Here is a 26711-nt window from a genome sequence, read left to right as displayed (position 1 = left end):
AAAACAGGCAATATGCCTGTTTTTTATTGCTGTAATATTTCTTGATAATAGATTTTTTTCTTTTGATACATATGGTGATCTGCGCGTTTTAGCATATCCTCCACCTGTTCATTGTCTTTTGTTGTTGCATGCCCAATAGCAATACTAATTGGGTGACTTGAGTAATATTGATTGTCTATATTGAAAAGTTCCTGAATCGTTTGAAGCATCATTAAAACATTCGCTTCGTCTGCTCCGGGCATTAAAACAACGAACTCATCTCCACCAATTCGAGAAGCGGTATAAGCAGTATTTGTGATTGCCTGATTTAGAATATTACCTACACGGCGTAACAACCCATCGCCAATATCATGACCCAGTTGATCATTGGTTTCTTTTAAACCATTCATATCTAAAAAAATTGATGAAACAGGGCGGATAATACTGCGATTTAAACGATTAAGTTCTTCTGTAAAGAATGCGCGGTTATAGAGTTTAGTCAGTACATCATGTTGCCCTAAATATTCGAGATAATTTTCAGCTTTCTTTCGAGCTGTAATATCTGTGAGTGCAACTTGTACCAGTCCCCATGTCTCTTCATACCCTGGGAATACAGTAAATTGCAGTAGGACATTTCTAATTTGTCCATCTAATGCATAATTAATTGCTTCACGCTTGTGGTGAATATTTCCTTGCCATAGCTCAATCAGTTGCTCTCTGAAGGTTTCTACCATCTCATCGGCAAAAATTTTATGGGTATTTTTTAGCAAAGTGTTTTTATCGGGTGCTTTAAATAAATCGAGGGTCGACTGATTAACATCTAAAATCAAAATATCTTCGATACATTGACGAACAAATTCAGGATGTACATCTAAAAAAGTTCTAAAATCTTCTATACCTAATAATCTAAGCTGATCAATTCTGTTTTTAATACGACTAAAATCTTCGACCCAAAGAGAAGTGGGTGAGTAAATAAACATTGACTCTGCTAAACGTCTATTTTTCTCTTCTTGACGGAGTGCGTTTTTGTAAGGAGTAATATCTTCAGTCGTAATTAAAATACGGCTAAAGGTGGCTTCAGAGCCTGGTAAAATTGCCCCCCGTAGTTGTACATCAATAGGTTTACCAGAGAGCGTGTAATTTATAGTAGTACTTGAGAAGTGGGTTTTGCCATTCCATAACGCTTCGAGTTCATGAATATGGGCTTCAAACATCTCTTTTTTAAAAATAAGATCTAAGTTCGCGCACAATTCTTCTTGGTTTTTTGCTTCAAAAAGTTCTAAAGCTTTTTGATTGACTTTGATCACTTTAATTTTATGGGCACATTCAATAATTAGATTTTTATTTTGGCTTAGAAAATCATATAGGTTTTCAATCCCTTGGCTTTTCCATAAGTCAAATAACTGTTTAACTTCACTGAAATCCTCAATCCACATTGGAATTGGGGTTAGGTCAAAAATTGAAGAATCTAAAGTTTCCATATGTTTCTTTAAGTATTCAGTTTGTCTCAAAGTATAGTGAGAAAAATTAAGATTTGGAAAGATAAACAGATTAAATCTATTAGAATAATTAAAATAAAGAATATTTAATGTAAGTGAAATAACATAATGAGAAAGCAGAGGTTATCTGCTTAACTCATAAAATGACAAAATAAATTAGCGGTTAATTGGGTGTTCAATGTGTTTTTCACCACGCCATAATTTAATAAAGTCTTGCTCATCGAAATCATATAGTTCCATAAGTGCAACAATAACACTTACGAAAATCATCGCGCCTTCTGAATTACCATGAATATTGAAAATCTTACCATTGAGCTTACCCAAAATATCACTTAATTCATGATCACGGCCTCTGCCATAACGGTCACGAGGATACAATTCTTCATTAAGTACGATAAGTGCTACTGCTTTTTCAGCATTCGATAAATCTGTTTTATCTAAAGCTTCTTCAAAAGACTCGCTACCATGATTAAAGTAAAAGATGACTTCATCATTAATGAAACTTTGAACCATTTTTTGATTAAGTGTCGGGAACTGTGAAACAGCGTTTTCTTCGACATATGGTTTAAATGATTCAGGGAAAATTACATTGTGATATATGCCCTTAAAAAGTGGAGCAATTTCAGAAACTTTATAACCTGCGATTCCACATCCTAAAGCAGTCACAAAGTACTTCATTTTAGGATGATTTTTTGCATAAATTTTAAAGTCTTCAACATAATGCTCGATTTGGGAGAGTGGCATTTGTTGAATATGTTCATTTAGAGTTGGAATTGCAAAGCTTTGTCCAGCCCAACCACGACCTACACCTTCAACTGCACCAAAGTGCTGACTAGCAACTCGCGCAGCTCCACTACCGTGTTGCCCGGCAAGATTGCTTCCAAATACGAAAACTGTATCTTCAGGAAGTTCCGTTACAATGCTTTCATCATGGTATTGGTATGACATATTCTTATCATTAAATAGAGTATAAGCTCATGTTGCAGTTGATTGTGGGAAGGGTCAATACCTGTTTGCATTTTTCTTTTATATTTTTTATAAGACTGTACCCAATGAAGATGAAAGTTATCAATTCATTTTATAAAGAAAGGCTTATAAGAAACTGATATGTTTTTATAGAGTCATAAAGTAAAGGTCTTACTTAAATAACAAAATCACATGAAATTTGATTTCTACCATTTGATTTAGCTCTATAGAGTAGATGATCTGCACGATGCAAAGCCTGTTCAATATCTTGTAAGTTGTTTATAGAAGTGAGTCCATAACTTGCTGTAATTCTAATTTTATTATTCGTAAATACAGTTTGTTCTATCAAAGCTTTAAGCCGTTGTGTCTGGTGTAAAGCATCTATTCCATTTTTAGCCGAGATCAAGCAAATAAATTCTTCACCTCCAAAGCGTGCTACTAAGTCATTAGCCTTTTTATTATTTAATATTATTTCACTAACACCTTTTAAAATTAGATCACCTGTATAATGACCCCATGTATCATTAATTGCTTTGAAATGATCAAGGTCGAAGTATATTAAAAAATAAAAACTATTACCAAAATCTATAACTTTATTTTTTTCAAAAAAACCACGACGATTTAATAAATGAGTAAGCGGATCTTGAAAACGTTCATTATTGAGATGATGAATAACATCTTTGACGGCGCATCCACTAATGACTAGAGCAAATAAAATATTTAAGAGGATGTTGGCTGACATACATAGCAGCCACCATACTGATGAGGTTAAGGTAAATTGACTTTGATCTATAGGCTCTAAAAATATGAAGTTAATTCCAGCTCGAAAAAAAGAATATGAAACACTGATCAAATAAAAAATTAAGATCCATTTATCAAATGATTTAGAGGACGGTAATTTTTTTAGTACATGGGGAATTGTAATAAAACCTACTAAACCCAAAGAAATATTTAAAATAATTAATCGTACCCATATCTGGGGCTGTATATATGAAAAATAGGTCAATATAGGAATCGTACATAAACTAATCGCTAATGCTAATTTGTGCCTAAAAGAAACCTTTAACTTCAGACTAATAGCATAGGCACCGAACCAACTGCCTAATAAATATAAAATTGCTGTGAAAGGAGCTGCTAAAGTAAGTTGTGCATTGTTCATTAAACATTGAGCAAATAATGCAATTGAGGGAATGACATAAGCTAAGCCAATCCATAATAAAAAAAGATCAGCTTTAAAAATTAAGCGGCAGAATGTAAAAGCGAGTCCAATCAAAAACAGGCAACTTGGAACAATTAATATAAAATATTGCATATTGATGGGATTCACAGCAATTTTTTTAAATTTTCATATTTTTGAAAGGCATAGAATAAAATGTATTCATGTGTAAATTCAAGGTTGAGACTTTAAATTATGAAAATATAAAATTTGAAGATATTCACTTATATGTAATCAAAAATCTGATTAAAGTACAGAAAAATGATTGTAAATTTGGCTTATTGACTCCATTAATAGCAAATTACGCATATTTATAAAAGAGAGAGAACTGTGAACGAAAATCAACCTTTCGATTTGGTCACTCATTACCAGCCAGCGGGTGATCAGCCACAGGCAATTGAAAAACTGGTAAATGGCGTCGAAAAAGGTTTTCGTAATCAGTTACTGTTGGGTGTGACTGGTTCCGGTAAGACCTATACCATGGCAAATGTCATTGCCCAAACACAACGGCCAACTATTGTGATGGCGCACAATAAGACCTTGGCAGCGCAGCTCTATGGTGAATTTAAAGCCTTTTTCCCAAATAATGCAGTTGAATACTTCGTAAGTTATTACGACTACTATCAACCAGAAGCTTATGTTCCGTCTTCAGATACGTTTATTGAAAAAGACGCAGCAATTAATGACCATATTGACCAGATGCGTTTATCGGCAACACGTGCTTTGTTAGAGCGTCGTGATGCAATTATTGTTGCTTCTGTATCTGCTATTTATGGTTTGGGTGACCCAAATGCTTATATGCAAATGTTATTGCATGTGGTGCAGGGTGATCGAGTGAGTCGAGACGAAATTATTCGCCGTTTGGTTGAAATGCAGTATACCCGTAATGAGCTTGAATTCTTACGTGGTACCTATCGAATTCGTGGCGAAATTATTGACATTTTCCCAGCTGAATCAGACCAACACGCAATTCGTATTGAGCTTTTTGATGATGAAGTAGACTCAATTCGTTGGTTTGACCCACTCACTGGTAAAATGGTACGCAAAGTACCACGTGTCACGATTTATCCAAAAAGCCATTATGTGACACCAAAAGACAACTTAACACGCGCTATTGATACCATTAAGGATGAACTTCAAGACCAGCTTAAGTTCTTCCGAGAACATGACAAGTTGCTTGAGGCTCAGCGTATAGAGCAGCGCACTCGTTATGATTTGGAAATGATGCAGCAGTTAGGCTATACCAATGGTATTGAAAACTACTCTCGTCATTTATCGGGCCGTCCAGCAGGTGAAGCACCACCAACATTGTTTGATTATGTACCGGACGATGCTTTACTTATTATTGATGAATCGCATGTAACGGTTCCTCAGATTGGCGCAATGTATAAAGGTGACCGTTCACGTAAAGAAAACTTAGTGAATTATGGTTTCCGTTTACCTAGTGCACTTGATAATCGCCCTATGAAATTTGAAGAGTGGGAGCGTATTGTACCAACTACTATTTTTGTCAGTGCAACGCCAGCTAAATACGAATTGGAAAAGTCAGAACAAGTGGTTGAGCAGGTCGTTCGTCCTACAGGTTTGATTGATCCAGAAATTGAAGTTCGCCCAGTACTTACTCAAGTCGATGATGTTCTTTCTGAAATTAATATTCGTAAGAATTTAAATGAACGTGTATTGGTGACCACTTTAACTAAACGTATGGCGGAAGATTTAACGTCTTACTTAAAAGAATATGGCGTTAAGGTTGCTTATTTACACTCAGATATCGATACAGTTGAGCGTGTCAAAATTATTCATGAGTTACGTACAGGTGTATTCGACGTTTTAGTCGGTATTAACTTGCTTCGTGAAGGCTTAGATATGCCGGAAGTTTCTTTAGTTGCCATTTTGGATGCAGATAAAGAGGGCTTTTTACGTTCAGAACGTTCGCTTATTCAGACCATTGGTCGAGCTGCCCGAAATGTGAAAGGTAAAGCAATTTTATATGCGGATAGAATTACCGATTCTATGCAAAAAGCAATTGATGAAACCGAGCGCCGTAGAGCCAAACAAATTGAGTTCAACGAGCTACATGGTATTACACCTCGTAGCGCTGTTCGTCAGGTGATCAAAGAAATTGATGCAGGTGAAGTACTTTCAGATGATCAAATTGATGAGAATGTATTAGAGCAGGCAAAAGCACTGAGTGCTGACGATCGACATATTCTTTCTGATCCTAAATTATTTAGTAAGCATATTACTAAGCTTGAGAAAGAAATGTTAAAGGCATCTAAAGACTTACAATTCGAGCAAGCTGCTCGCATTCGTGATGAGATTGTTCGTTTAAAAGCGCAAATGTTGCAATAAATGGATACATAACACTACATGATTTGTTTAAAAAACAAGCTACTGTGGATGTTTAAGTTATTTTTGTATTCACAACTAAAAGTTGAGGGCAACAATGGCATTTCGAAAAAATGTTCCGCAAGCCAGTTGGCGCTTGGCAAAAATTGCATTGGGCGGGATTGTTCTGACTGGCTTAGCCGTTGGAACATATGCCTACGCCCAGCAAAAACCGTTACCAACTGTCGATAAAGTTGAATTAGACCGTTATTTAGGTGTGTGGTATGAAGTCGCACGTAAACCAGCTTTTTTTCAAAAAAAATGTGCTTACAATGTATCTGCAACATATACCTTAAATGAAAATGGAAATATTGTTGTAGATAACCGTTGTTATGATAATCAAAAACAATTACAGCAATCTGTTGGTGAAGCATTTGTGGTGAATCCACCATATAACACTAAACTAAAGGTTAGTTTTTTACCTGAGGCTGTAAGATGGATACCTGTAATTCGTGGCGATTATTGGATTTTAAAACTTGATGAAGACTATCAGACTGTTTTAGTTGGAGAGCCTTCTCGTAAATATCTTTGGGTATTATCTAGAACGCCACATCCTAAAAAAGAGGTAGTTGATGAATATCTGAATTATGCAAAAACATTAGGATTTGATATTCGAGATATTATTCACTCTGAGCACAAAGAGTAAAAAATTTTGCTTAAGAAAAAACCATGTCTTCACATGGTTTTTTCTTTTGTATAGTGGATAAATCAAGTATTGTATCGCTTCATTTTTATTGAAGTATAAAGAGGTTGGTGATGTTAAAAGGCGTGATTTTCTCTGTCATGGCATCATTAACTTTCGGTGTACTTTATTTCTATACCCAATTACTCGGCCAACTTGATAGCGAGCAGACTTTTGGATGGCGTATTATTGCAACTTTGCCATTTTTAACTATGTTTATGTGGTGGAGTGGTGACTTAAGCCATATTAAAAATATCTATCAGCGTGTTTTGGCAAAACCCACTTTTCTTTTATTGCTCATCACCACCTCTGTGTTGACTTCGGTACAGCTATGGCTCTTTTTATGGGGGCCAATGCATGGGCGTGGTTTACAAGTGTCTTTGGGATATTTCCTTCTACCGCTTGTATTGGTGTTAGCTGGTAGTGTGCTATATGGCGAAAAAATATCAAAATTTCAGTGGGTCGCTATTATTCTGGCCATAGTTGGGGTAGGTCATGAAATTTTTCGCTTAGGAAGTATTGCTTGGGAAACTGCTTTAGTTGCCATTGGTTATTCAGCTTATTTCTTATTACGCAAGAAAATTAAAACTGATAATTTAGGTGGTTTTTGGTGGGATCTTGTGATTATTATGCCCGTAGCGATTTATCTGACCCATACAGGTGTATTGCCATATGCTAAATTTATAGATCAACCAACCCTTGCTTTGGTCATTATGGGGCTAGGGGTGCTTAGTGCTATAGGTTTAGGAAGTTATATATTAGCGAGCCGTTTTTTACCCTTAGTGGTATTTGGGTTGCTCGGATATCTTGAACCTGTATTGCTTGCTTTGGCGTCGTTGGTTTTAGGTGAAAGTATTGGTCGAGAAGAGTGGTTTACTTATATTCCAATCTGGTGTGCTGTTTTTGTACTTGTTTTAGAAGGTGCTTTTCATCTTTATCAACAGCAGCAAAAAGCCAAAAATTTGCAGTTGAATATCGAAAAATATCAAAAAAGATTAAAAAATGATGCTCATCATTAGAGCATCAGAATCCAAAAAGTAAGAAAAAGCAAAAATTTAGCTGCTTTAAACAATAAGATAATAAAAAATAATTATAGGTATTTTATGAATTTATGATGAATTTTAGGAAAATCTAGCTACTAACGTCAGCTTTTGATTCATTCTTGCCAATAATTCCATTACAATTACGGGGTTTTAAAAATCACGCCTAGATATAATTAATTAGAGGACGTATCTGTGAGCAAAGACACTATCATCGCCCTGCATGCTGAACACCAAGGTCGTTGGAAAAACCGTGAAGAAATCGCGGAACGTATGATTGCATTAATCGGTCAATTATACCGTGAAAAAAATATTGTCGTATCTGTTTACGGTCGCTCTTTAATTAACCGTTCTGTTATTCAAATTTTGAAGACTCACCGTCGTACACGTGTTGTAGATGTTGAGCTTTCTGTTGTAAATACATTCCCAATTTTAGAAGCTTTAGCAAAAGTTGAAAACATTGGTTCTGCAGAAGTTGATATCGGTAAACTTGCAGTTGAATATAAAGAAAAAGGCGGTGATGTTGACGCGTTTGTTGCTCAAGCAGTTGAGTCAATTAAAGGTAGCGCAACTTCTGAACAACCAAAAGACGTAGTTCTTTACGGTTTTGGTCGTATTGGTCGTATCTTAGCTCGTTTAATCATTAGCCAATCAGGTTTAGGTCGCGGTTTAAGCCTTAAAGCGATTGTTGTTCGTAAGTCTTCTGACGGTGACTTGGCGAAACGTGCTTCTTTACTTCGTCGTGACTCTATTCACGGTACTTTCGCTGGTACAATCTCTGTTGATGAAGAAAACGAAGCAATCATTGCGAATGGTAACTTCATTAAAGTCATCTATGCATCTAGCCCAAGTGAAGTTGATTACACTGAATACGGTATCGAAAACGCGCTTTTAATCGACAACACTGGTAAGTGGCGTGATGCTGAAGGCTTAAGCCAACACTTGAAATGCCCAGGCGTTGCACGTGTAGTATTAACTGCACCAAGTAAAGGCGAAATGAAAAACGTTGTATTTGGTGTGAATAACACTGACATCTTAGATGAAGATAAAATCATCTCTGCTGCAAGTTGTACAACAAATGCAATCACTCCAATTCTTAAAGTATTGGATGACAAATATAAAGTTCTTAATGGTCACGTTGAAACAGTTCACTCATTTACAAATGACCAGAACTTAATTGATAACTACCACAAAGCTGATCGTCGTGGTCGTGCCGCTACATTGAACATGGTTATTACTGAAACTGGTGCTGCTAAAGCTGTTGCTAAAGCATTACCTGCATTAAAAGGTAAGTTAACTGGTAACTCTGTACGTGTTCCAACGCCAAACGTATCTCTTGCTATTTTAAACTTAACACTTGATAAAGAAGTTGATCGTGAAGAAGTGAACGAATACATTCGTCAAATCTCGATTAACTCTAGCCTTCAAGGTCAAATCGGTTATACCAACTCTACAGAAGTGGTATCAAGCGACTTTATCGGTTCTCGTACAGCTGGTGTATATGATGCTCAAGCAACGATTACTTCTGGTAACCGCTTAACTGCATATGTTTGGTACGATAACGAAGTAGGTTATAGCTGCCAAGTATTACGTATTGCTGAACAAATGTGTGGCGTAAGCTATACAAAAATTCCTGCAGAAACTAACGCTTAATTCTATTTAACGTTAGATAAAATATTGTGACAAAAAGACCCAGTTTAGACTGGGTTTTTTTACAACCGTACAAAATATATGCTGATTATTTTTTAAAAATCAATGAGAATAGGATTTAAGGAACAAAAAGAAATAGTAAAAGGGATTGGAATTGCAGCAGTTTAAAAGATTATTAATCGTCTTCTTTTTCATCATCATCGCGAATATATGTGGTGTACTCATCGCCATTTGGGTTTTCAAGCATTTTAATATTTATATCCCGCTGAAAAACCAAGCTGTAGCGATTGATTTACAAGAACCTTTGCAGGTACAGGTTAAAGTCAAAGATGCCTTAAATGTAGATGTAAAGGGTAGAGTAAATGCGAATATTCCTATTAATGAAAAGTTAACCATCCCTCTCACACAGACGTTAACCCCACGGGTCTATTTCGATAATATGGTGCCAATTAGCACTGTTATTCCAGTTAAAGAAACATTAAAAGTTGATCAAAGCCTCCCAATAGATACTAAAGTTCAAGTCAGAGTATTAGGTAAGGATATCACTTTGCCATTAAAAGGTAATATTCCATTAAAGCTTGATGTTCCTATTGATATTCAAGTACCACTCGATCAAAAAGTTCATTTGAAGTTTGATGCTCCAGTTAAAACAGTTTTAAAAGAAGATCTTCATATTCCTCTAAATGCTCAATTAAAGACCAATATTCCGATTCAAGGTAGTTTGAATGTACCTGTAAAAACTGCTTTAAATGCTTCAGTAGATGTGAAAAATACTTTGCCAGTTAAAATTGAGCATGGTGAGTTAAAAATACCTTTATCAAGTATGAGCCTTAATCGGGTTAAAGCCGATAATGCTACATCTTTACCTGATCAGAACCAGAATAAGTAGGAAGGTGACTTATGCTTGGTTCAATAAAAAGTATGCTGATCAGTTTTTTTCTGATTATGGTACTCACGGCAATTTTATTTTGGCTTTATTTAAATATACAAGCTTCAGTTGTAGTGTCTGCACATGAGTCGGATATTCGTTTACCAGAGTCATTAGAGACGAAAATTCATGTTGGTAATAATTTACAGGTACAGTCTATAGGTAAACTAGATACCTCAATTAATATTGATCGTCAGATTTCGGTACCGTTAAAGGGAAGGTATTTGGCTGATTTGCAGTTTGAAGTCGAGACGCCAATTACAGTAAGTGTTGATTATGCGACAACTCTGAAAGTTGATCAGGTTATGCCTTTGGAAACAACTACCGATTTAATTTACCAAAATAAGTTATTACCTAGATTTCCATTAAAATTAAATATTCCTATCAATCTTGATATTCCATTTCAGTTAAAACGTAGTTATACCATTCCCGTTAAAATTGCTTTTAATGGTCCAGTTTATTTTGAGTTCGATGAGTCGGTAAATTTACCAGTTAAACATCAGTTTAATCCAAGTTTGAAAATTAATGATGCAATGGAAATGGGCAATATCTCAAGCTTTAATGCCATTATGTATAACTCTGTACAGCACACAAAAGCGAATTTAGATATGAAGATGGATTTGCCTTTACGCAATGTTCATCCATAAGGGATCAATGCATAAAAAGCGACTCTGATCAGCTTTAAACTTTTATCAATATCAAAAGATATAGAATAAGACCTAGGAAAGTTGAATTCTCTCGATTTTCTATTCGAGAATTTTATGAAAATATGGCAGAATAGGCGGTTTTAGAGTTTTTAGAGGATTGGCAAATGCGCTTTGTTGATGAAGCAGTCATTACCGTAGAGGCTGGCGACGGTGGCAATGGCGTAGCCAGTTTTCGCCGTGAAAAATTTGTACCATTTGGTGGCCCAGATGGTGGTGATGGCGGACGTGGTGGAAGTATCTATATTCAAGCTGATGATGATACAAGTACCTTAGTCGATTACCGTTACACCCGTAAATTCCGCGCTGAGCGTGGTAAAAACGGTGCAGGTGCTAACTGTACTGGGCGTGGTGGTGAAGATGTGGTTTTAAAAGTACCTGTAGGTACAACAATTGTTGATACAGATTCTGGCGATATTATTGGCGACTTGGTTGAAGACGGCCAAAGAATTCTGGTTGCAGGTGGTGGTGAAGGTGGTTTAGGTAATACTCACTTCAAATCATCAACTAACCGTGCTCCACGTAAATGTACGACTGGTATAAAAGGTGAATTTCGTGAAATTCGTCTTGAGTTGAAAGTATTGGCGGATGTTGGCTTATTAGGTATGCCAAACGCTGGTAAATCTACTTTCATTCGTGCTGTAAGTGCTGCAAAACCGAAAGTAGCGGACTATCCATTTACCACTATGGTTCCAAACTTAGGTGTTGTAGATGCTGATCGTCATCGTTCATTTGTAATGGCCGATATTCCAGGGCTTATTGAAGGTGCGGCAGAAGGTGCAGGTCTAGGAATTCGTTTCCTTAAACACTTGGCACGTACTCGTATTCTTCTACACATTATTGATGTGCAACCAATTGATGGTTCAGATCCAGCGCATAATGCAAAAGCAATTATGAATGAGTTGGCTAAGTTTTCTCCTACTTTAGCCAAACTACCAGTTGTTTTAGTACTCAATAAATTGGATCAAATTGCTGAAGAAAGTCGTGAAGAGTGGTGTCAGCACATTCTAGACGAGTTGAAATGGACTGGTCCTGTCTTTAAGACCTCAGGCTTATTAAGCGAAGGAACAAAAGACGTTGTGTATTACTTGATGGATCAGATTGAACAACAACGCGAACGCGAAGTTGAAGATCCTGAATACGCAGCAGAAGTAAGAGCTTTCCGTGAACAACTAGAAGTTGAAACACGTGAACAAACCATTGCGGCAAAAGAAGCATATCGTGCGATGCGTCGAGCACAACGTCTCGAAAGTATGATGGACGATGATGATGATTTTGACGATGATGAAGACGACAATGATGTAGAAAGCATCTACGTTCGTGACTAAAAAATCGAGGAAAACATGATAGAAGTGGTCGATGGGCAACGTAAGCTCAGTGAGTGTAAACGAATCGTTGTTAAAATCGGATCATCTTTACTCACAGCAAATGGGCAGGGGCTAGATCTGGAAGCTATTTCGCATTGGGCGAAACAGATTGCAGATTTACACAATGCTGGACACGAAATTATTTTAGTGTCTTCAGGAGCTGTAGCAGAAGGTATGGTTCGTATGAAGCTTGCGAGTCGACCCACCGATCTACCCAGTTTACAAGCATGTGCCGCAATTGGGCAGATGGGCCTAATTCATACGTGGTCTAGCGTGCTTGAAAATCATAGTATTCGAACAGCGCAAGTGTTACTAACACATGATGATTTGGCAGATCGCCGTCGTTATTTGAACTCATGCGATGCGTTGCAGAACTTGATTGACTGGCGTGTTATTCCCGTTATCAATGAAAACGACACAGTCTCTACTGACGAGATTCGTTTTGGTGATAACGATACCTTAGCAGCAATGGTTGCTGGTCAAGTACATGCTGATTTACTGATCATTTTAACAGATCAGCAAGGCATGTTTGACTCAGACCCACGCCATAACCCTGATGCAAAGTTGTTATCAACTGTGCGTGCCATGGACGATGTCTTATTTGAAATGGCTGGTGGTGGTGGACTTCTTGGACGAGGTGGCATGGTCACTAAAGTTCGTGCTGCGCGTTTAGCTGCCAAGTCAGGCTGTCCAACACTGATTGCTAGTGGTGAAAGTGACAATGTATTGTCACGAGTAATGGCTGGCGAAATGTTAGGTACGTTATTCACGACTGATAAAGACCGTATGACAGCGCATCAACAGTGGCTTGCTGCGCATTTGCAAACAGCAGGTCGTCTGGTGATTGATGATGGTGCGGTTGAAGCGATTAAATTGAAACACCGTAGTTTACTCCCTGTTGGGGTCAAAACTGTTGAAGGTCACTTTGATCGTGGCGATGTGGTTGAATGCGTTGATAAGCAAGGCAAACGTATTGCGGTTGGACGAGTAAACTTTAGTTCTCGTTCAGCTGAAATTATTAAAGGCTTAGCCTCGGATAAGGTTTATCAAGTACTTGGTGAAGCTCGTTCGCTGGAAATGATTCATCGCGATCATATGGCAATTTATTAAGTTGTGATCAATAAAAAGCTCGCTTTATGCGAGCTTTTTTTGTGGTGTTAATGATGGCAAGATTCGATCTTCACCAACCATAAAAGGGTGGGTGGCAAGACTCAGCATGTCTAAATCTTCTGAAGTATTCCCATAAGCATAAATTTGATAATAATCCTTCAAAGAATATTGTTCATGTATTCTTAACTTCTTTTGTTCATTACTACAATCTGGTGTTGAATAGTAGCCCGTCATCATGCCATTTTTAATTTGAGTTTCGGTACAAATTAATTCGATATCGAGTAATTTGCAAAGTGGAGCAAGATAGATATCAATTGAAGCTGAAACCAATACTACTTGATCACCAAGTAACTGATGTTGTTGTAGCTGTGCGAAGATTTCAGGTGAAAGCGTCGATACAAGCTCTTGCGCATATTCTTCGCCTAACCTTTGCAGTTCAATGACTGGAGTATTGCTAAACATACTGCGAAAAAGTTTAGCTCGCATCGCATGAGCTGGATAAAAGTTAAGATAGTAGGCTTGAATCCATGGCAGGATTTTCAAGCCTTGCTTCACAATGTGGCGCTTAGATAATGCATAAAAGATGAACCCTGTAAAACTGTCTTTAGTGCACAAGGTTCCATCAAAATCGAACAGGGCGAGGTTTTTTATTATCTTATTCGTTTCGCTCGTTGCATACATGATTCATATCGTCCGTTTACGCGGGTTGCATACCAGTTAGTATTATAGTCACGACTTAATTTAGGCCCAGAAATGACCACTTGAGGCATCATTGCATAGATAGGTTCTTTGCCAGTTTTAGCCTTATAGAGTTTAGTTAAGGCAATATAAGTTTGTGTACTCTCAAACTTTTTCTCTTTTTCTAACTTTAGGTCATCGCGCAGTTGCCTTGGAGTAATTAAAACATTATTTGTATTAAATACATTCATTAATTCTTTTTCAGACTGACTCTGTACTGCGAGTGGGCTACCAGATTTATCATAAAGTAGTAAATCACCATCTAAAGTAAGTTTAGCCTCAGTGAGATCATCCAACATACTTTGAAAAGCAGCATTACGGCTAGAGTACATGCCAGAGTTATAATCGGCAAAACGGTAAATCGCCTTATCATAGTCTGCTGGATATACCATCAAGCGATGAATGCCATAATATAAACCACCATATTGCGTATAAAGATCATTTCTAAGATCATTAATATTCATACTAGTGCGCTTATGAGCTTTGGCATAATTAATATGAACTTGCATTGAACCCAATGTAGTGATTGGATTCATTTTCTCGCCAATATCTTGTCCAACCAGTTTGGCTGCACCCGTTAAAGCACTAACATGATAATGTTGAGTCATAAAATCAAAAATTTGACGATAAAGTAAGTCGAGATCTTTTTCAGTTTTGACTTTACGCATCTGACTCATGTAGTTGTTATCAGGAGAGGGCTGGGTTTTTAATACTTCTTCGAAGTAGCCTGCGACAGTACCACCAACTTTCTCACCAAGTTTGTCTTCAAACTTTTCATTTAAACGGGTACTGACTTCATCGACCGCTTTTTTACCAAGACCGGGTACTACTGGATTGGCAACAAAGTTAGATTCCTGATCTACAATCGCGACAATACTACAAACATTTTGCTTGGTTTTAGGAATTTTTAAGTCCTGCATAATATCGTCGATATCTTTGGCCCACGACTCACGATCATGCACGCGCGATGGGATTAATTTTTTAATTTGCTGGCTTTCTAAATCGGGCTCATCATTTTTTGACCACCAGGCTTTATCTCCACAAGCAGCTAAACTCATGCATACGGTGACTAAACCGAATGATTTTAATAAAAAACGGGAAGACAACGGTTTGTTCATGGCGAGGAAAGCACCTGCAAAAAAGATGAGCTGATCAAGCGGATGAAGTATACTATGTTGATCATGAATTGTATGAATATATATGTATATTGGTCCCTATCAACTGTCAAATAATTTAATTGTTGCTCCTATGGCTGGTGTAACTGACCGTCCATTTAGAACACTGTGCAAGTATTTTGGTGCGGGTCATGCGGTGAGTGAAATGATGACTGCCGACAAAACTTTGCGAATGACTAAAAAAAGTCTTTATCGTGCGAATTTTGATGGAGAGTTGGCTCCTATCTCTGCGCAAATCGCGGGTTCTGACCCAGAACAGTTAGCTGAGGCTGCTCGTTATCAAGTTGCAAATGGGGCACAAATTGTTGATATCAATATGGGATGTCCTGCAAAAAAAGTATGTAATAAATTAGCAGGTTCAGCATTATTACAAGATGAGGACTTGGTAGCTCGAATACTAGATGCTGTTGTTGAAGCTGTTGATGTTCCTGTGACTTTAAAAACCCGTTTGGGATTTTTAAATGGGCAAGAAAATATTTTACGCGTGGCTAAACGTGCTGAAGAGGCGGGGATTGCCGCGTTAGCATTGCATGGCCGTACACGTGAAGACATGTATTTAAATACAGCACGTTATGAATTAATCAAACATGTTAAAGAATTAATCAATATTCCTGTTATTGCCAATGGTGATATTGATAGTCCTGAGAAAGCAAAATATGTACTGGACTATACTGGCGCCGATGCAATTATGATTGGACGTGCCGCACAAGGTCGTCCATGGATTTTCCGTGAAATTGCTCATTATTTAAAAACTGGTGAGCATTTGGCTGCTCCAAATATTGAAGAAGTCAAAGATGTACTTTTAGGACATTTGTCTGAGTTATATCAATTTTATGGTGAATATTCAGGATGTCGTATTGCTCGTAAGCATATTGCTTGGTACACCAAAGGCTTACGTTCAAGTAACGAGTTCCGTCAAAATATGTATAAAGTTGAAACTACTGCCGAACAAGCATTAGTGGTCGAGAGCTATTTTAATCAATTACTTGCAGAAGGTAATTTGATGAGTGATGTTCAGGTTGAACAAGTTAATTTATTAGCTACTCACTAAAATAAAGCAACCAGTACACGACTGGTTGCTTAAAATCTTCATTTATTCATTATCTAACATTTCAACAACCAGTTGATTGATCAGATCAGAAGCACCTAATTCGCGTATTTGTGCAACATTACTTCCTGCCCAAAATGCACCAAAACCATAGTCATGGTGTTTGCTCGCAAGAGCATTGAGTTGTTTTGCTAAATCGTAAGCATATGGATACTCTGGTTGAACAGGTCGAGTAGGTGAATCAATTTTAGTATGCCAATGGTTCAATAAACCGCGAGCTGGACGCCCAGAAAGGCTTGCACTAATTTGCGTTACAGGTTCAGTAAATAATGCTTTGCGATATTCAGCAGAAGCATTTGAAGTTTGGCATTGAACGAATGCTGTACCTAACTGGACTGCGGTTGCTCCTAAACCCAACATATGTTTGGCCTGCAAGCCAGTCATGATGCCACCCGCAGCTACAACAGGAAGCTTACAATGCTTCACAATCAATTGGACCAAATCACTGGTTTTAATCGCTGCATCAAAAGTCTGGTTGAAAATTCCTCGATGTCCACCTGCTTCAATACCTTGAGCAATAATAATATCGATACCTGCTGCTTCAATCGCTTGCGCTTCAATCAGGTTGGTGGCCGAAACCATAGTCAAAATACCAGCTTCTTTCAAAGCTTTAATTTGATGCAGATGTGGAATACCAAAATGGAAGCTCACTGCTTTAGGCTTAGTTTCTAAAACAACATTTAAAAAGTCATCATTGTCTAAAAAACTTGGATAAATACAGTGCAACTCTTGAGGAGGTTGAACACCAAATTTTTCAAAATCAGGACGTAAATATTCAATCCATTGTTTTGCTTTTTCTAGGTTAAGCTCTGTAGATTGATGACAGAAAAAATTAACCTGAAATGAGTTTTCAGTGAGTGCTTGAGTTTTTAAAATTTGTTCACGTGCACTTTGTGGAGTGTTTGCTCCCAAACCTAATGATCCAAGGCCTCCTTGATTTGAAACCTCGGCTGCTAGTTCTGGTGTAGAAACGCCTGCCATGGGAGCCAGAAAAATTGGATGTTTAATTGCAAGTTGTTGTAATAGGCTCATTTTATTCACCTCATTTCTTTCACTTCACCATAACGTGAAAATAGAATGAAGAGCAAATAATATTGGCTATTTAATTTTTAAATATTCTGGAACACTATTTAAAAGATCTTTTTATAATGGCGTGACATTAAATAAAGAACCAATCCAGCTTGAAAAAGCCATTGCTAAAATTCCCCATAAGGTAATACGTAAACTGCCTTTAAGTTTAGATGTACCAGCAAAGTAACTTGAAAGTGCACCTAAAATCGCTAATGAAAGAATTCCTGTGGCTAGGACAGCAGGCATAATCCATTGATTCGGGCTGAGTAATATAGCCAGCATGGGGAAAAAAGCCCCAAAAGAAAATGATGCAGCAGATGATAGTGCGGCCTGTACAGGATTGGCTGCGGTATTTTCATGAATGCCGATTTCATCCCGAGCATGTGCACCCAATGCATCATGACTGGTTAGCTGCAAAGCAACTTCTTGAGCCAATTCTTTAGATAGGCCTCTAGAAATATAAATTTGAGTTAGCTCATCTAACTCTTTTTGAGGGTGCTTAGAGAGTTCTTTTGCTTCAATCGCTAAATCTGCTTTTTCAATATCTTCTTGAGATTTTACAGAAATATATTCTCCGGCAGCCATTGATGTAGCCCCAGAAATTAGTCCAGCAATGCATGTAATTAATAAAGTATGTGAGTTAGCTCCACTTGCTGCCATACCCATAATTAAACTAGTGACAGAAATAATTCCATCATTGGCTCCTAATACTGAAGCTCTTAACCAACCTGAACGGTGAATTGCATGATGCTCTGTATGATGTGGAAAAGCCATGTGTTTTGCCTTATAAATGTTTTATAGATGCTATGAAATTTTACAAATTATTGATCAAAAAATATGTCATCATTATAGGGAATTTAGGGATACTAAAGAATAGATCAATAATAAAAATGGAGACTAAACTATTTATATTAAATCATCCTTAACCTAACTTAACGATGTAACTCATTATTTTAAATTATGATATTTATTGATCATTCTAACAAATTACCCTTAATAACTCTAATTTACTGTAGAGGTGATAATGAGAAATAGCAAAACAATAAACTCTATAACGCATTCGATATTACTTATGGGAGTAGTCATTTCTTCAACGGTAGTAAGTGTGTGTTCTGTTTATGCACAAGACCCAGTTACCTCTGAATATAAACCTGGAAATCTCATTTATGATAAATGGGACAGATTCTATAAAATAGAGCAGTCTCAACCTCAAGAAGCAGAAAAAATATTAGTTGAGCTGAGTAAGCTGACCCCTACAGATATTAAAGTCTGGAAAAGCCTTACTTATTTACAAATTCGGCTCGAAAAAAGAGATGAGGCTTTACAAAGTTTAAGACAAGCAAGAGCTTTAGCTCCTCAAGACGACACTTTAAAATTACAAGAAGCATATTTGCTGAATCAACAGAAAAAAAATCGTGATGCACTGGTTTTATTTAAAGAACTAACTTCATCTTCAGATCCAGCAATTGCTGCGAAGGCAACTCAAGCGGTTAAAAATTTAAGTGGAGGTGAGGTTAAGCCATATTTTGGGGATATCTATTTTGCACCCTCTTATGAGTCACGTTATGACGATGTTATTTTTCCTTTAAAAGTTCGGTACGGTAAAAACATCGATAACGGACGAGCTCAAGTCTATGGCTTTCTTAATTTAAACCGTGATACTAAATCTCAAGGTGGAGTACGACCTGAAATTATTGATGAAAATGCAGTTACTCTTGGGGTAGGTACAAATTATCAACCATGGACTTCTATTCCTGTTCGAGCTTATGTCGAAGTTGGCGGAAGTTATGACTTGATTGATCGAAATCGAAAAAAATTTCGTGAAAGTGTAGTTGGAGGGGTAGCCGGTTATCAAGAGTGGTATTCCCAATCTAACTGTAATCATACACTTTGTTTAGATAATTACTTTACTGACCTCTATGGCAATGTCGCGACTTATTCAAGAGAAGATTATAACGTTATTGGAGATTTGCGCTTACGCACAGGTTTAAATTTATATAAAGGAGATAATGGAACTGTACAGGCTTATGTGAAATTGCATGGCTTAGCAGACAGTAAAAATGAGTATTACAATAATTTATTTGAATATGGGCCAGGGATTTCATGGCAACCTTTTAATTATCAACCAATAAAACTTCGTGTTGAACGTTTATATGGCAACTATTTTAAAGACGTGCCTGTTAATACAAAAGAACATTACAACAATACTCGAGTAGAACTTGTTTTTTATAAGGACTTCTAATAATGAAAAAAATTTTTATTTCAATTGTATTCGGTACTCGTCCAGAGCTAATAAAGCTAGCTCCGGTAATTTTATTAGCAAAACAAGACTCACGATTTCAGGTAGAAGTTATTTTCACGGGGCAGCATGATGAATTAGTGCGAGATGCTATAGATTTCTTTGGGGTTGAAATTGACCACCGACTTAAAATTATGAATGCAGGACAAAGCCTAAATCAGCTGTTAATTCATGGTTTGACACAACTTGAACATGTCTACACCGATGGTCAAAAACGAGATGCAATTGTCATTCAGGGGGATACTACGACTGTGTTAGCTGCTGGATTAGTCGCATTTTCAATGAAAATCCCTGTTGCCCATGTAGAAGCAGGTTTACGTTCTTATGATTTAGACCATCCTTTCCCAGAGGAAGGAAACCGTCAGCTAGTTTCGCGTATTACTAAATGGCATTTTGCTCCGACTGAACAATCAAAAAGAAATCTACTTAATGAGCAAATCAAGCCTTCTTTAATTACAGTGACAGGCAATACTGTGGTTGATGCTGTATACTTAGGCAGAAAATTAATTTCTGAAAAAGCTGGTTTAAAAAATCAGCTCGAACCTTACGGAATTGAGTTAAAACAAAACGATAAAGTCGTACTTATTACCGCTCACCGCCGTGAAAATTTTGGTGAGGGAATTCAAAATATTTGTAATGCAGTTGAATATTTAGCTAATCATCATCCTGATTTACATTTTATTTGGCCTGTGCATTTAAACCCAGCTGTACATGATGTAGTACATGATAAGTTCAAAAACCATGCTCAAATTCACTTGGTTAAACCACTTGATTATCCAAGTTTATTAGCCGTCATAAACCGTTCTATCTTCATTTTAACGGACTCTGGTGGTTTACAAGAGGAAAGCCCATCTTTTAATAAGCCTGTATTAATTTTACGAGACACCACTGAACGACCAGAAGTCGTGGAAGTCGGGGCAGGAGTACTTGTTGGAACAAATCAGCAAAAAATTATTGATGAGGCTGAAAAACTTTTAACAGATTCGCAGCATTACCAAAAAATGGCAAATGTTGAAAATCCGTTTGGTGATGGGCGTGCTGCCCAGCGAATATTAGATGAAATTGCCAGAACTTCTGAATAAAAAGTATTTATTTTGAATTTTCTGATTCACTTATGGTGGCAGGAATGCTGCCATAAGTCAGGCGATACCATAAACCGACGATATAAACCGACCAGCGTCCCATATAGTGGGGACCATCAAAAATATAAATTGTTTTGCCTTCATACGCTTTAATCTGAGAAATAATTTCCCAAGGATAGGCTGCTCGAAATTGTCCATTTTTTTTGGTACGAAATGCTTCTAGTACAATAACAGTTTTATTTTTTCCAAGAGTTTGTTCAAGTTGGTCTAAAATACGTCTGGCTTGTTGAGGGGTTCTTACGCCGACACCTACACCATCTTGGAAAAAGACACCAGCTTGGCTAGGTAGCCAACTTTTAACCCATAAATTATAATTTTCAGGTTCTCTTTCACCACTATAAATGCTCACCCAAATAGGTGCTGGCAGTTTTTCTAGAACATGACCTAGTGTGCTTACCCTTAACCAAGTTGGATCAGCTTCAACTGGAAAATAGTAACCTTTTAAAGATGCATCATTTTGTTCTTGAATAATTTGTGCAGACTTTTCTCCTAAAGCAACAACATTTGCACGTGCTTCTGGTTCATTATATTCACCAGCTAAACCTAATATGAGATTTTTAGCCCAAGGTTGTTGCTTAATTTTCTGTATATCAATGGCTTTTTCCCACTGTGAGAGGTTGGAGTTTGTCCACCACGATTTAGATTCAACGACTGACCATTGGGGAACAAAAGTGTTCACTCCTAAGTAATGCCAGTTTCCTTTTGGAGGAGTGGTATTGTTATCTGGTTGCCAAAAAATTCCTTCGATCACTGGGGGTTGTCCATGATTTTTGAACAACCCCGCATAAGCCACTACACTACATATAATTAAAATAATAAAAGCAGTTATTTTAATTGGTATCTGTTTTCTCATTATTACGTCGTAACCAATACCACAAGAAGATCACTATTATCATAATTGCAGAGATAATCACAACCAGTAAAAAGAATGAAGACTGCTGAACTAATGGAGCTTTTTGATTACCTACAATTAATTTTTGGAGAACATAGATATTGCCGTTTTCTGAAACCAACATTTTGGTCACATTATTTGGAATTTTATGTTGAATGGTTCCCCATAGATGCATGAAGGTTTGTGCACCTTTTTCAGAGTCAGTAATGACATCAAAGCGGTTATTGTTATAACTCACAATAAAACCGTTTGCTGCTGCTGGCGCATAAATAATGTTTTGATGCATTGAGACTTGTTGTTGATAAATCTGTTTATTCACAATCACATTAACTGCTTGTGGAGCATTTGGAGAAAAACGTACTAGATTCAGTGGCATTGGAGCATCAGTAAGTAGCATTTTTTTAGCGACTTGCCCTAATGTGATCGCAATATTTAATGCACCAGATTGATCATCAATTGCAATCGTTGGTTTAGTTGCCAATGTCATGGAAAGGGCTGCAACCCCATTTTTAAGTTTGTGTGGAAGCTTGACAGTCGATTTGGCTGTATCGACCCAAAGTGAACCATGAGCAGTGGGCAGACATTGAGAGTTGGCAATGACCGAGTTTTCAAGCTTCAAGCTAAAGTTGGTTGTATTAGAAATTGACTTTGCAAAAATGTTGAATTGTCGATTAACTGGGTCAGAGGCAAGATCCGCCGTTTTCATACTACCTGCAAGACCACCATCGAGCCATGCTGTAATGTTTGAACCCTGTAATAGGCCGCTTTGAATACGAAGGGCAATTTGTCCTTGTAGGATGTCAGTAGGTTGCCATACTGCTGGAAAATCGAGAAACAAGTTTTTCTCAGCGTGATTTAAGCGGAAATCTTCAATACCTAAGTCTGCAAGCGTATCAATTTTCTTGAATTGAGCCCAAGCCGGTGCAGAAATTGTAGTTGGGAAAATTGCACTGCCTGTATCAAGCTGCTGTACATAAGCTGGATTAATTAATCCATTAATAGCAGCAGTAAGTTCTTGTGGTGTGTGATAAGTGATAGAGAGGGTAGGAGCACCATCTGTCGGTTTTGAAATTTGTACAAAAGCTCCATTTTTAAGTGGAGGTGTCGATTTTATTATTTCAATAACAAACTTGGTTTCAGGGTTTAAATTGGTTTGTCCAGAATCGATCCATTCAATAGGAGTGACAGAGCTCCAAGAAGTTGCTAGTCGAGCAAGCATAGAGGCTTCAGTAATCTCCTTGCGGTTGTATTTCAAGATACCGACAAAAGGAGTGGGTCTCTTCGCTTGGGGGTTAAACAAAGCATCAGGTAAATCTTTTAAGCGATAAACATTTCGAATAGGTGTAAAGTCGAGCTGAGAATTGCTTAAATATGTCAAATGATCGATATCTTCTGTACAGAAGGAATCTCTCGTTTGGCTCAGCATTGTAGGTTTATCATATTGTTGAATAATAAAATCTAAACGATGGAAACCACTCGGGCTGGCGGGAATATCAAATTTAAATTGCCCACTTCCATTTAAAGTCGTGTTATAGATGAGCTTATCATCATATTTCACTAAAATATTGGTATCACTTTCAGTGGAATAGTCACTGGAAAACTGAATGTTTTGCCACGCTGCACCCTTTCCAATATAGAAAAAGTGAGGCTCAACAGTATATTTAGTTGATGTACTAATATCATCTAAAGTCCATGTGGTGGTATGGGCTGGCACGGCTAACATAAGGCAACTGCTAGCAAGGAGTGCTTGTATGAGTGGATAAAGTTTAAAAGTCTTTTTCATTTATTTTTTCTCCTTGCTTCTTTCTGTTTTGTACCACTGAAGTGAATTACCTTGTATTTTATTTTTTAGCATGTCGAATGCTGCTTTAAATACAATAAATAAGAATATCTGTGAATAACTTACATAAGATAAAACTGAGTAAAAATAGAGCTCTGGTTTAACTTTTTCTAAAGAAAGCGTAAACCACATTTGCGCTACATATAGGCAAAATGAAAGGCCCCACAAGAGCGTAAATGGTCCTGGAACTGAAATACCTGCAATATCAAGTAAGCCAAGTGTTAACGTAATATGACTCCAGAACAGAGCTGGTACGAAAAGGATATAGCACATGATGTTATTCAGAATTTCAATTCCGATGGGGAATGGTGTTCTGAGCGCTACTGGTAAATATTTACGTGTCACATAAAAATTACCTTGAGTCCAACGTGAACGCTGTTTAACGAATACACTTAACGAAGGTGGGTCTTGCTGCCAACCAATTGCATAAGGAACCCATTTAATTCGTTTTTGTCCGATAAAAATTCGGAAACTCATTTCTGTATCATCCACTAGCGACTTTTCGTCAAAACCGCCTAAGGTTTCTAAGGCATCGCGCCAGATGACATAGTTAGTGCCCATCAATGTTGATAACTCAAAACGTTGCCAACGTCCACCTTGAAAGATCCATTGGAAAAAGATGAACTCAATCGCAATAAAGCGTGTCAAAATACTATCTTGCCAGTTACGGGTTCTTACTTTGCCATTTACAGCGACTAGTTTTTTATCTGCAAGTAGGGTTTGTGCGAGTAATCGAACGCAATCGGGTTCAGGAGTACTATCGGCATCATAAACAACAATTAACTCACCTTTAGCATGAGGAAGCCCGTTATTGAGGGTTCTTGATTTCCCTTTACCCCCCATACCTTTTGGAACATTAACAATTTTTATGCATGGATAAATTTTTGCGAGGCTTTCTGCAATTTCAAGCGTGTTATCTTTAGATCCATCATTAATCAGTAGAACTTCATAAGCTTCGGCTGGATAATCTTGTTGAGCAATTGCATGTAAAGTATCTTCAATCACTACGCCTTCGTTGTAGGCGGGAATTAAAACGCTTAAGACCGGCCATCTCTCGGGGATAGGTAGATTTTGTAGTTCTTTTTCAGCTGTTTTTGAATATTTCCATGCTTGATAGCTTAGCCACGCCCAAAATGCTTGTGGAATCCAAATACCTAAAAAGCCAAATAAAAATAGAATATCAATTGGAGCCATTTGTACGGACCCTCCTAATAATAGAAGAGATGAGTAGCAATAATAGAATTAATCCTACTACTAAGGAGATCCATGAAATATAACTACCAAATGTGCCGAGAAGATCTGGATAAGTTGTTGTTAAAATCAGATCTAGAGGAACAACAACTACACTTAAACCAATAAATATATAACCGATAAGATTTGTACTGACATGTTCAGGTGTACTTACATAATCAATATTATTAAATTTCCACGAAATACCGAGTTGTGGATAACGAATATTGGAAAGAGGTAAGTCGGCTGGAGGATTAATGATAATTTCGTAACCTGAAACATGGCCGTTAAAGTTTTTGGCCGAATAAAATAAATGTTTACCTTGTTTAATTTCTCTGGATGGTATTGGTAAGTTTGCCGAATTTAACTGAATAATATAACTACCCGCTGGCTGCGAAATTAAATTTTCATCCCATCCTGTATTCACAAACGCAGCCATTGGCCGTAAACCAATTGCTGTTGAAAATGTTGCCTTCGCAGCAAAATACTGAGGTTGTTCAGTTTTAAATAGTACGATTGGAATAGCGCCTTGGCTTACTGCTTCTTTTAACAAGAAATAGTGGGGGAAACCAAAAACCTCATCTGGCAATATAATGCCGGGTCGAATTCCCTTATGAATAAACTTTTGAAAACTTTCAGAACTGATCTGGTCAAGAGTAAAGACAGGCCACCAAGTATCTTGATAAGGGAAGAACATCGAAAGATCTTCTGGAGTTTGTACTTCAGTTTTTATTTGTTCAGCTTTAATTTCACAATGATAATATTGCCGATAGAACTGTTGTAAAGTGGCGTCTGGATATTGGCTCGATGCGATCACAATTCCACAAATATTAAGAAGAGTAGACATTAGTTCATCTCCTCAGGTGGAATAACAATAACTTTATATTCAACCTCAAGACGCAGTGTCATAATTTCTCTTAACTTTTTAATAAAGTCAGGCTCTTCGTCAGTTTTTTGCTGACGAATGACAATGCTGTATATGTTCTCTAAATCATCATCAGCAAATTGGAAAACAATTTCATTCGGTTGATGTTGGCTCAAAATCGTAATCATTTCATTTTGAGTGGTTTTCCAGACATCATCTCCTAACATTTCTTTGATTAGACTACGATTAAGAATACTAATGACGAAGACTTCATAATCTTGAACATTATGATGATCGAGTAGCTTAAAAAAACTACGCTGAAAATATTTTAAAGCGCTTAAAGGGAAAATATCTCGTCGATAATTTCGGTCATAACTTTGAATATCGCGATATTTCTGAACGTTAATTTCAATATTATGGCGTACGGCACTTAAAAAAACTGGAATAAGAGGAATAATAAAAAGTAAAAGAAGCTGACGTTCAATATGCGTTTGTGCTCCAAGATCAAGGAGAAAATAAACAGATACGCCAATAAAAGCGAGTAAACCCACAATTAGTGATAAACCAACTTCTAAAAAAGCACCGGAAACTAAAAGAATTAGAATAAAAATCCAGCTTCCTCTAAAACTTACAGGTAGCCACTCATATGCAATCATTCCCATAAATAGATGAGCTGCAATAATCCATAAGACGAGTGTTCTACCTGGGTTCTTTTGTTGTATATGGTTTATGCTACCTTTTTTGTAATGTTAATTTTTTTATACTTTTATAATGAAAGGTCGTGATTTGGGAAGTTGTTGTTGTTTATGTCCTTTTTAAGTA

23 protein-coding genes are annotated in these 26711 nt (G+C 37.1%); 11 read left to right on the top strand and 12 right to left on the bottom strand.

Annotation, left to right across the window (positions count from 1 at the left end; all coding sequences use genetic code 11):
• Positions 1-23: 23 nt before the first annotated feature.
• The 3 genes from ACLCEG_RS08365 to ACLCEG_RS08355 form a co-directional block, all read right to left on the bottom strand.
• Entirely contained in the window at positions 24-1460 is a 1437-nt protein-coding gene (locus ACLCEG_RS08365; protein WP_107972642.1) for a diguanylate cyclase domain-containing protein, read from the bottom strand.
• Between the two features lie 174 nt (positions 1461-1634).
• The gene (locus tag ACLCEG_RS08360; RefSeq protein ID WP_410567083.1) at positions 1635-2426 is read right to left on the bottom strand and encodes a hypothetical protein; all 792 of its coding nucleotides are present in this window, start codon (positions 2424-2426) and stop codon (positions 1635-1637) included.
• Positions 2427-2619: 193 nt separating this feature from the next.
• Positions 2620-3756, bottom strand: coding sequence for a GGDEF domain-containing protein (locus tag ACLCEG_RS08355; RefSeq protein ID WP_410567081.1), 1137 nt, complete (start codon positions 3754-3756; stop codon positions 2620-2622).
• A 234-nt stretch (positions 3757-3990) separates the two neighbouring features.
• Here ACLCEG_RS08355 and uvrB point away from each other — a divergent pair, with 234 nt between their 5' ends.
• From uvrB to proB, 8 genes are all read left to right on the top strand, one after another.
• A complete protein-coding gene (gene uvrB, locus ACLCEG_RS08350; RefSeq protein WP_410567079.1) occupies positions 3991-6012 on the top strand; it encodes an excinuclease ABC subunit UvrB in 2022 nt (673 codons plus the stop codon).
• 94 nt (positions 6013-6106) lie between these two features.
• Positions 6107-6694, top strand: a complete 588-nt coding sequence (locus ACLCEG_RS08345) for a lipocalin family protein (protein ID WP_174735337.1) — start codon at positions 6107-6109, stop codon at positions 6692-6694.
• Positions 6695-6801: 107 nt separating this feature from the next.
• Positions 6802-7749 carry an EamA family transporter RarD gene (rarD, locus tag ACLCEG_RS08340; RefSeq protein WP_151789215.1) on the top strand — a complete coding sequence of 316 codons (948 nt, stop codon included), beginning with the start codon at positions 6802-6804 and terminating at the stop codon, positions 7747-7749.
• Between the two features lie 216 nt (positions 7750-7965).
• Positions 7966-9423 carry a glyceraldehyde-3-phosphate dehydrogenase gene (locus ACLCEG_RS08335; RefSeq protein WP_019457677.1) on the top strand — a complete coding sequence of 486 codons (1458 nt, stop codon included), beginning with the start codon at positions 7966-7968 and terminating at the stop codon, positions 9421-9423.
• Between the two features lie 151 nt (positions 9424-9574).
• Positions 9575-10309 (top strand): MFS transporter, encoded by a 735-nt coding sequence (locus tag ACLCEG_RS08330; RefSeq protein ID WP_191001280.1) that lies wholly within the window; start codon positions 9575-9577, stop codon positions 10307-10309.
• Positions 10310-10320: 11 nt separating this feature from the next.
• Positions 10321-10995 carry a hypothetical protein gene (locus tag ACLCEG_RS08325; RefSeq protein WP_039255313.1) on the top strand — a complete coding sequence of 225 codons (675 nt, stop codon included), beginning with the start codon at positions 10321-10323 and terminating at the stop codon, positions 10993-10995.
• A gap of 164 nt (positions 10996-11159) precedes the next feature.
• Complete coding sequence (gene cgtA, locus ACLCEG_RS08320; RefSeq protein WP_019457680.1) at positions 11160-12380, top strand: Obg family GTPase CgtA; 1221 nt, start codon at positions 11160-11162, stop codon at positions 12378-12380.
• Between the two features lie 15 nt (positions 12381-12395).
• The gene (gene proB / locus ACLCEG_RS08315; protein WP_019457681.1) at positions 12396-13529 is read left to right on the top strand and encodes a glutamate 5-kinase; all 1134 of its coding nucleotides are present in this window, start codon (positions 12396-12398) and stop codon (positions 13527-13529) included.
• Positions 13530-13553: 24 nt separating this feature from the next.
• Here proB and ACLCEG_RS08310 read toward each other — a convergent pair whose 3' ends face one another.
• Positions 13554-14210: an HAD-IB family hydrolase gene (locus ACLCEG_RS08310; RefSeq protein ID WP_410567076.1), complete on the bottom strand. Its 657-nt coding sequence runs from the start codon at positions 14208-14210 to the stop codon at positions 13554-13556.
• A complete protein-coding gene (locus ACLCEG_RS08305) occupies positions 14180-15385 on the bottom strand; it encodes a DUF1615 domain-containing protein (RefSeq protein ID WP_410567074.1) in 1206 nt (401 codons plus the stop codon). The genes ACLCEG_RS08310 and ACLCEG_RS08305 overlap by 31 nt, the downstream gene beginning before the upstream one ends.
• Before the next feature lie 82 nt (positions 15386-15467).
• Between ACLCEG_RS08305 and dusB the strand changes: the two genes are divergently transcribed.
• The gene (dusB, locus tag ACLCEG_RS08300; protein ID WP_019457683.1) at positions 15468-16493 is read left to right on the top strand and encodes a tRNA dihydrouridine synthase DusB; all 1026 of its coding nucleotides are present in this window, start codon (positions 15468-15470) and stop codon (positions 16491-16493) included.
• Positions 16494-16535: 42 nt separating this feature from the next.
• Here the strand turns inward: dusB and ACLCEG_RS08295 are convergent, their stop codons facing one another.
• Both ACLCEG_RS08295 and ACLCEG_RS08290 read right to left on the bottom strand, forming a co-directional pair.
• Positions 16536-17582: an NAD(P)H-dependent flavin oxidoreductase gene (locus ACLCEG_RS08295; RefSeq protein ID WP_410567072.1), complete on the bottom strand. Its 1047-nt coding sequence runs from the start codon at positions 17580-17582 to the stop codon at positions 16536-16538.
• 111 nt (positions 17583-17693) lie between these two features.
• Positions 17694-18395, bottom strand: coding sequence for a VIT family protein (locus ACLCEG_RS08290; protein WP_077163128.1), 702 nt, complete (start codon positions 18393-18395; stop codon positions 17694-17696).
• Between the two features lie 250 nt (positions 18396-18645).
• Between ACLCEG_RS08290 and ACLCEG_RS08285 the strand changes: the two genes are divergently transcribed.
• Together ACLCEG_RS08285 and wecB are read left to right on the top strand one after the other, a co-directional pair.
• On the top strand, positions 18646-19863 hold the full coding sequence (locus ACLCEG_RS08285) for a tetratricopeptide repeat protein (RefSeq protein ID WP_410567070.1): 1218 nt from the start codon (positions 18646-18648) through the stop codon (positions 19861-19863).
• A 2-nt stretch (positions 19864-19865) separates the two neighbouring features.
• Positions 19866-21002 (top strand): non-hydrolyzing UDP-N-acetylglucosamine 2-epimerase, encoded by a 1137-nt coding sequence (wecB, locus tag ACLCEG_RS08280; RefSeq protein ID WP_191016860.1) that lies wholly within the window; start codon positions 19866-19868, stop codon positions 21000-21002.
• A gap of 7 nt (positions 21003-21009) precedes the next feature.
• On the opposite strand, the gene ACLCEG_RS08275 is transcribed toward wecB, so the two are convergent.
• Genes ACLCEG_RS08275 through ACLCEG_RS08255 form a run of 5 tightly spaced genes read right to left on the bottom strand, consistent with a single transcriptional unit; the run spans position 21010 to position 26551 of the window.
• Positions 21010-21915, bottom strand: a complete 906-nt coding sequence (locus tag ACLCEG_RS08275) for a hypothetical protein (RefSeq protein ID WP_410567068.1) — start codon at positions 21913-21915, stop codon at positions 21010-21012.
• Positions 21893-23737 carry a hypothetical protein gene (locus tag ACLCEG_RS08270; protein WP_348887614.1) on the bottom strand — a complete coding sequence of 615 codons (1845 nt, stop codon included), beginning with the start codon at positions 23735-23737 and terminating at the stop codon, positions 21893-21895. Before ACLCEG_RS08270 ends, ACLCEG_RS08275 begins: the two co-directional genes overlap by 23 nt.
• On the bottom strand, positions 23738-24988 hold the full coding sequence (locus ACLCEG_RS08265; RefSeq protein ID WP_004700031.1) for a glycosyltransferase family 2 protein: 1251 nt from the start codon (positions 24986-24988) through the stop codon (positions 23738-23740).
• Positions 24975-25871 carry a hypothetical protein gene (locus ACLCEG_RS08260; protein WP_288421943.1) on the bottom strand — a complete coding sequence of 299 codons (897 nt, stop codon included), beginning with the start codon at positions 25869-25871 and terminating at the stop codon, positions 24975-24977. Before ACLCEG_RS08260 ends, ACLCEG_RS08265 begins: the two co-directional genes overlap by 14 nt.
• On the bottom strand, positions 25871-26551 hold the full coding sequence (locus tag ACLCEG_RS08255) for a hypothetical protein (protein WP_410567065.1): 681 nt from the start codon (positions 26549-26551) through the stop codon (positions 25871-25873). The genes ACLCEG_RS08260 and ACLCEG_RS08255 overlap by 1 nt, the downstream gene beginning before the upstream one ends.
• Between the last annotated feature and the right edge of the window lie 160 nt (positions 26552-26711).

The organism is Acinetobacter sp. H1(2024) (assembly GCF_046557555.1).
Lineage (GTDB): Bacteria > Pseudomonadota > Gammaproteobacteria > Pseudomonadales > Moraxellaceae > Acinetobacter > Acinetobacter seifertii.
The sequence above is the reverse complement of the archived record's forward strand: the minus strand, read 5'-3'. Positions and strand labels throughout refer to the sequence as shown.

Excerpts from the sequence above, each read along its gene's own strand:
- ACLCEG_RS08365 (WP_107972642.1), bottom strand. The coding sequence starts at position 1,460 with ATGGAAACTTTAGATTCTTCAATTTTTGACCTAACCCCAATTCCAATG.
- ACLCEG_RS08360 (WP_410567083.1), bottom strand. The coding sequence starts at position 2,426 with ATGTCATACCAATACCATGATGAAAGCATTGTAACGGAACTTCCTGAA.
- ACLCEG_RS08355 (WP_410567081.1), bottom strand. The coding sequence starts at position 3,756 with ATGCAATATTTTATATTAATTGTTCCAAGTTGCCTGTTTTTGATTGGA.
- ACLCEG_RS08345 (WP_174735337.1), top strand. The coding sequence starts at position 6,107 with ATGGCATTTCGAAAAAATGTTCCGCAAGCCAGTTGGCGCTTGGCAAAA.
- ACLCEG_RS08325 (WP_039255313.1), top strand. The coding sequence starts at position 10,321 with ATGCTTGGTTCAATAAAAAGTATGCTGATCAGTTTTTTTCTGATTATG.
- cgtA (WP_019457680.1), top strand. The coding sequence starts at position 11,160 with ATGCGCTTTGTTGATGAAGCAGTCATTACCGTAGAGGCTGGCGACGGT.
- proB (WP_019457681.1), top strand. The coding sequence starts at position 12,396 with ATGATAGAAGTGGTCGATGGGCAACGTAAGCTCAGTGAGTGTAAACGA.
- ACLCEG_RS08310 (WP_410567076.1), bottom strand. The coding sequence starts at position 14,210 with ATGTATGCAACGAGCGAAACGAATAAGATAATAAAAAACCTCGCCCTG.
- ACLCEG_RS08305 (WP_410567074.1), bottom strand. The coding sequence starts at position 15,385 with ATGAACAAACCGTTGTCTTCCCGTTTTTTATTAAAATCATTCGGTTTA.
- dusB (WP_019457683.1), top strand. The coding sequence starts at position 15,468 with ATGTATATTGGTCCCTATCAACTGTCAAATAATTTAATTGTTGCTCCT.
- ACLCEG_RS08295 (WP_410567072.1), bottom strand. The coding sequence starts at position 17,582 with ATGAGCCTATTACAACAACTTGCAATTAAACATCCAATTTTTCTGGCT.
- ACLCEG_RS08290 (WP_077163128.1), bottom strand. The coding sequence starts at position 18,395 with ATGGCTTTTCCACATCATACAGAGCATCATGCAATTCACCGTTCAGGT.
- ACLCEG_RS08285 (WP_410567070.1), top strand. The coding sequence starts at position 18,646 with ATGAGAAATAGCAAAACAATAAACTCTATAACGCATTCGATATTACTT.
- wecB (WP_191016860.1), top strand. The coding sequence starts at position 19,866 with ATGAAAAAAATTTTTATTTCAATTGTATTCGGTACTCGTCCAGAGCTA.
- ACLCEG_RS08275 (WP_410567068.1), bottom strand. The coding sequence starts at position 21,915 with ATGAGAAAACAGATACCAATTAAAATAACTGCTTTTATTATTTTAATT.
- ACLCEG_RS08270 (WP_348887614.1), bottom strand. The coding sequence starts at position 23,737 with ATGAAAAAGACTTTTAAACTTTATCCACTCATACAAGCACTCCTTGCT.
- ACLCEG_RS08265 (WP_004700031.1), bottom strand. The coding sequence starts at position 24,988 with ATGGCTCCAATTGATATTCTATTTTTATTTGGCTTTTTAGGTATTTGG.
- ACLCEG_RS08260 (WP_288421943.1), bottom strand. The coding sequence starts at position 25,871 with ATGTCTACTCTTCTTAATATTTGTGGAATTGTGATCGCATCGAGCCAA.
- ACLCEG_RS08255 (WP_410567065.1), bottom strand. The coding sequence starts at position 26,551 with ATGGGAATGATTGCATATGAGTGGCTACCTGTAAGTTTTAGAGGAAGC.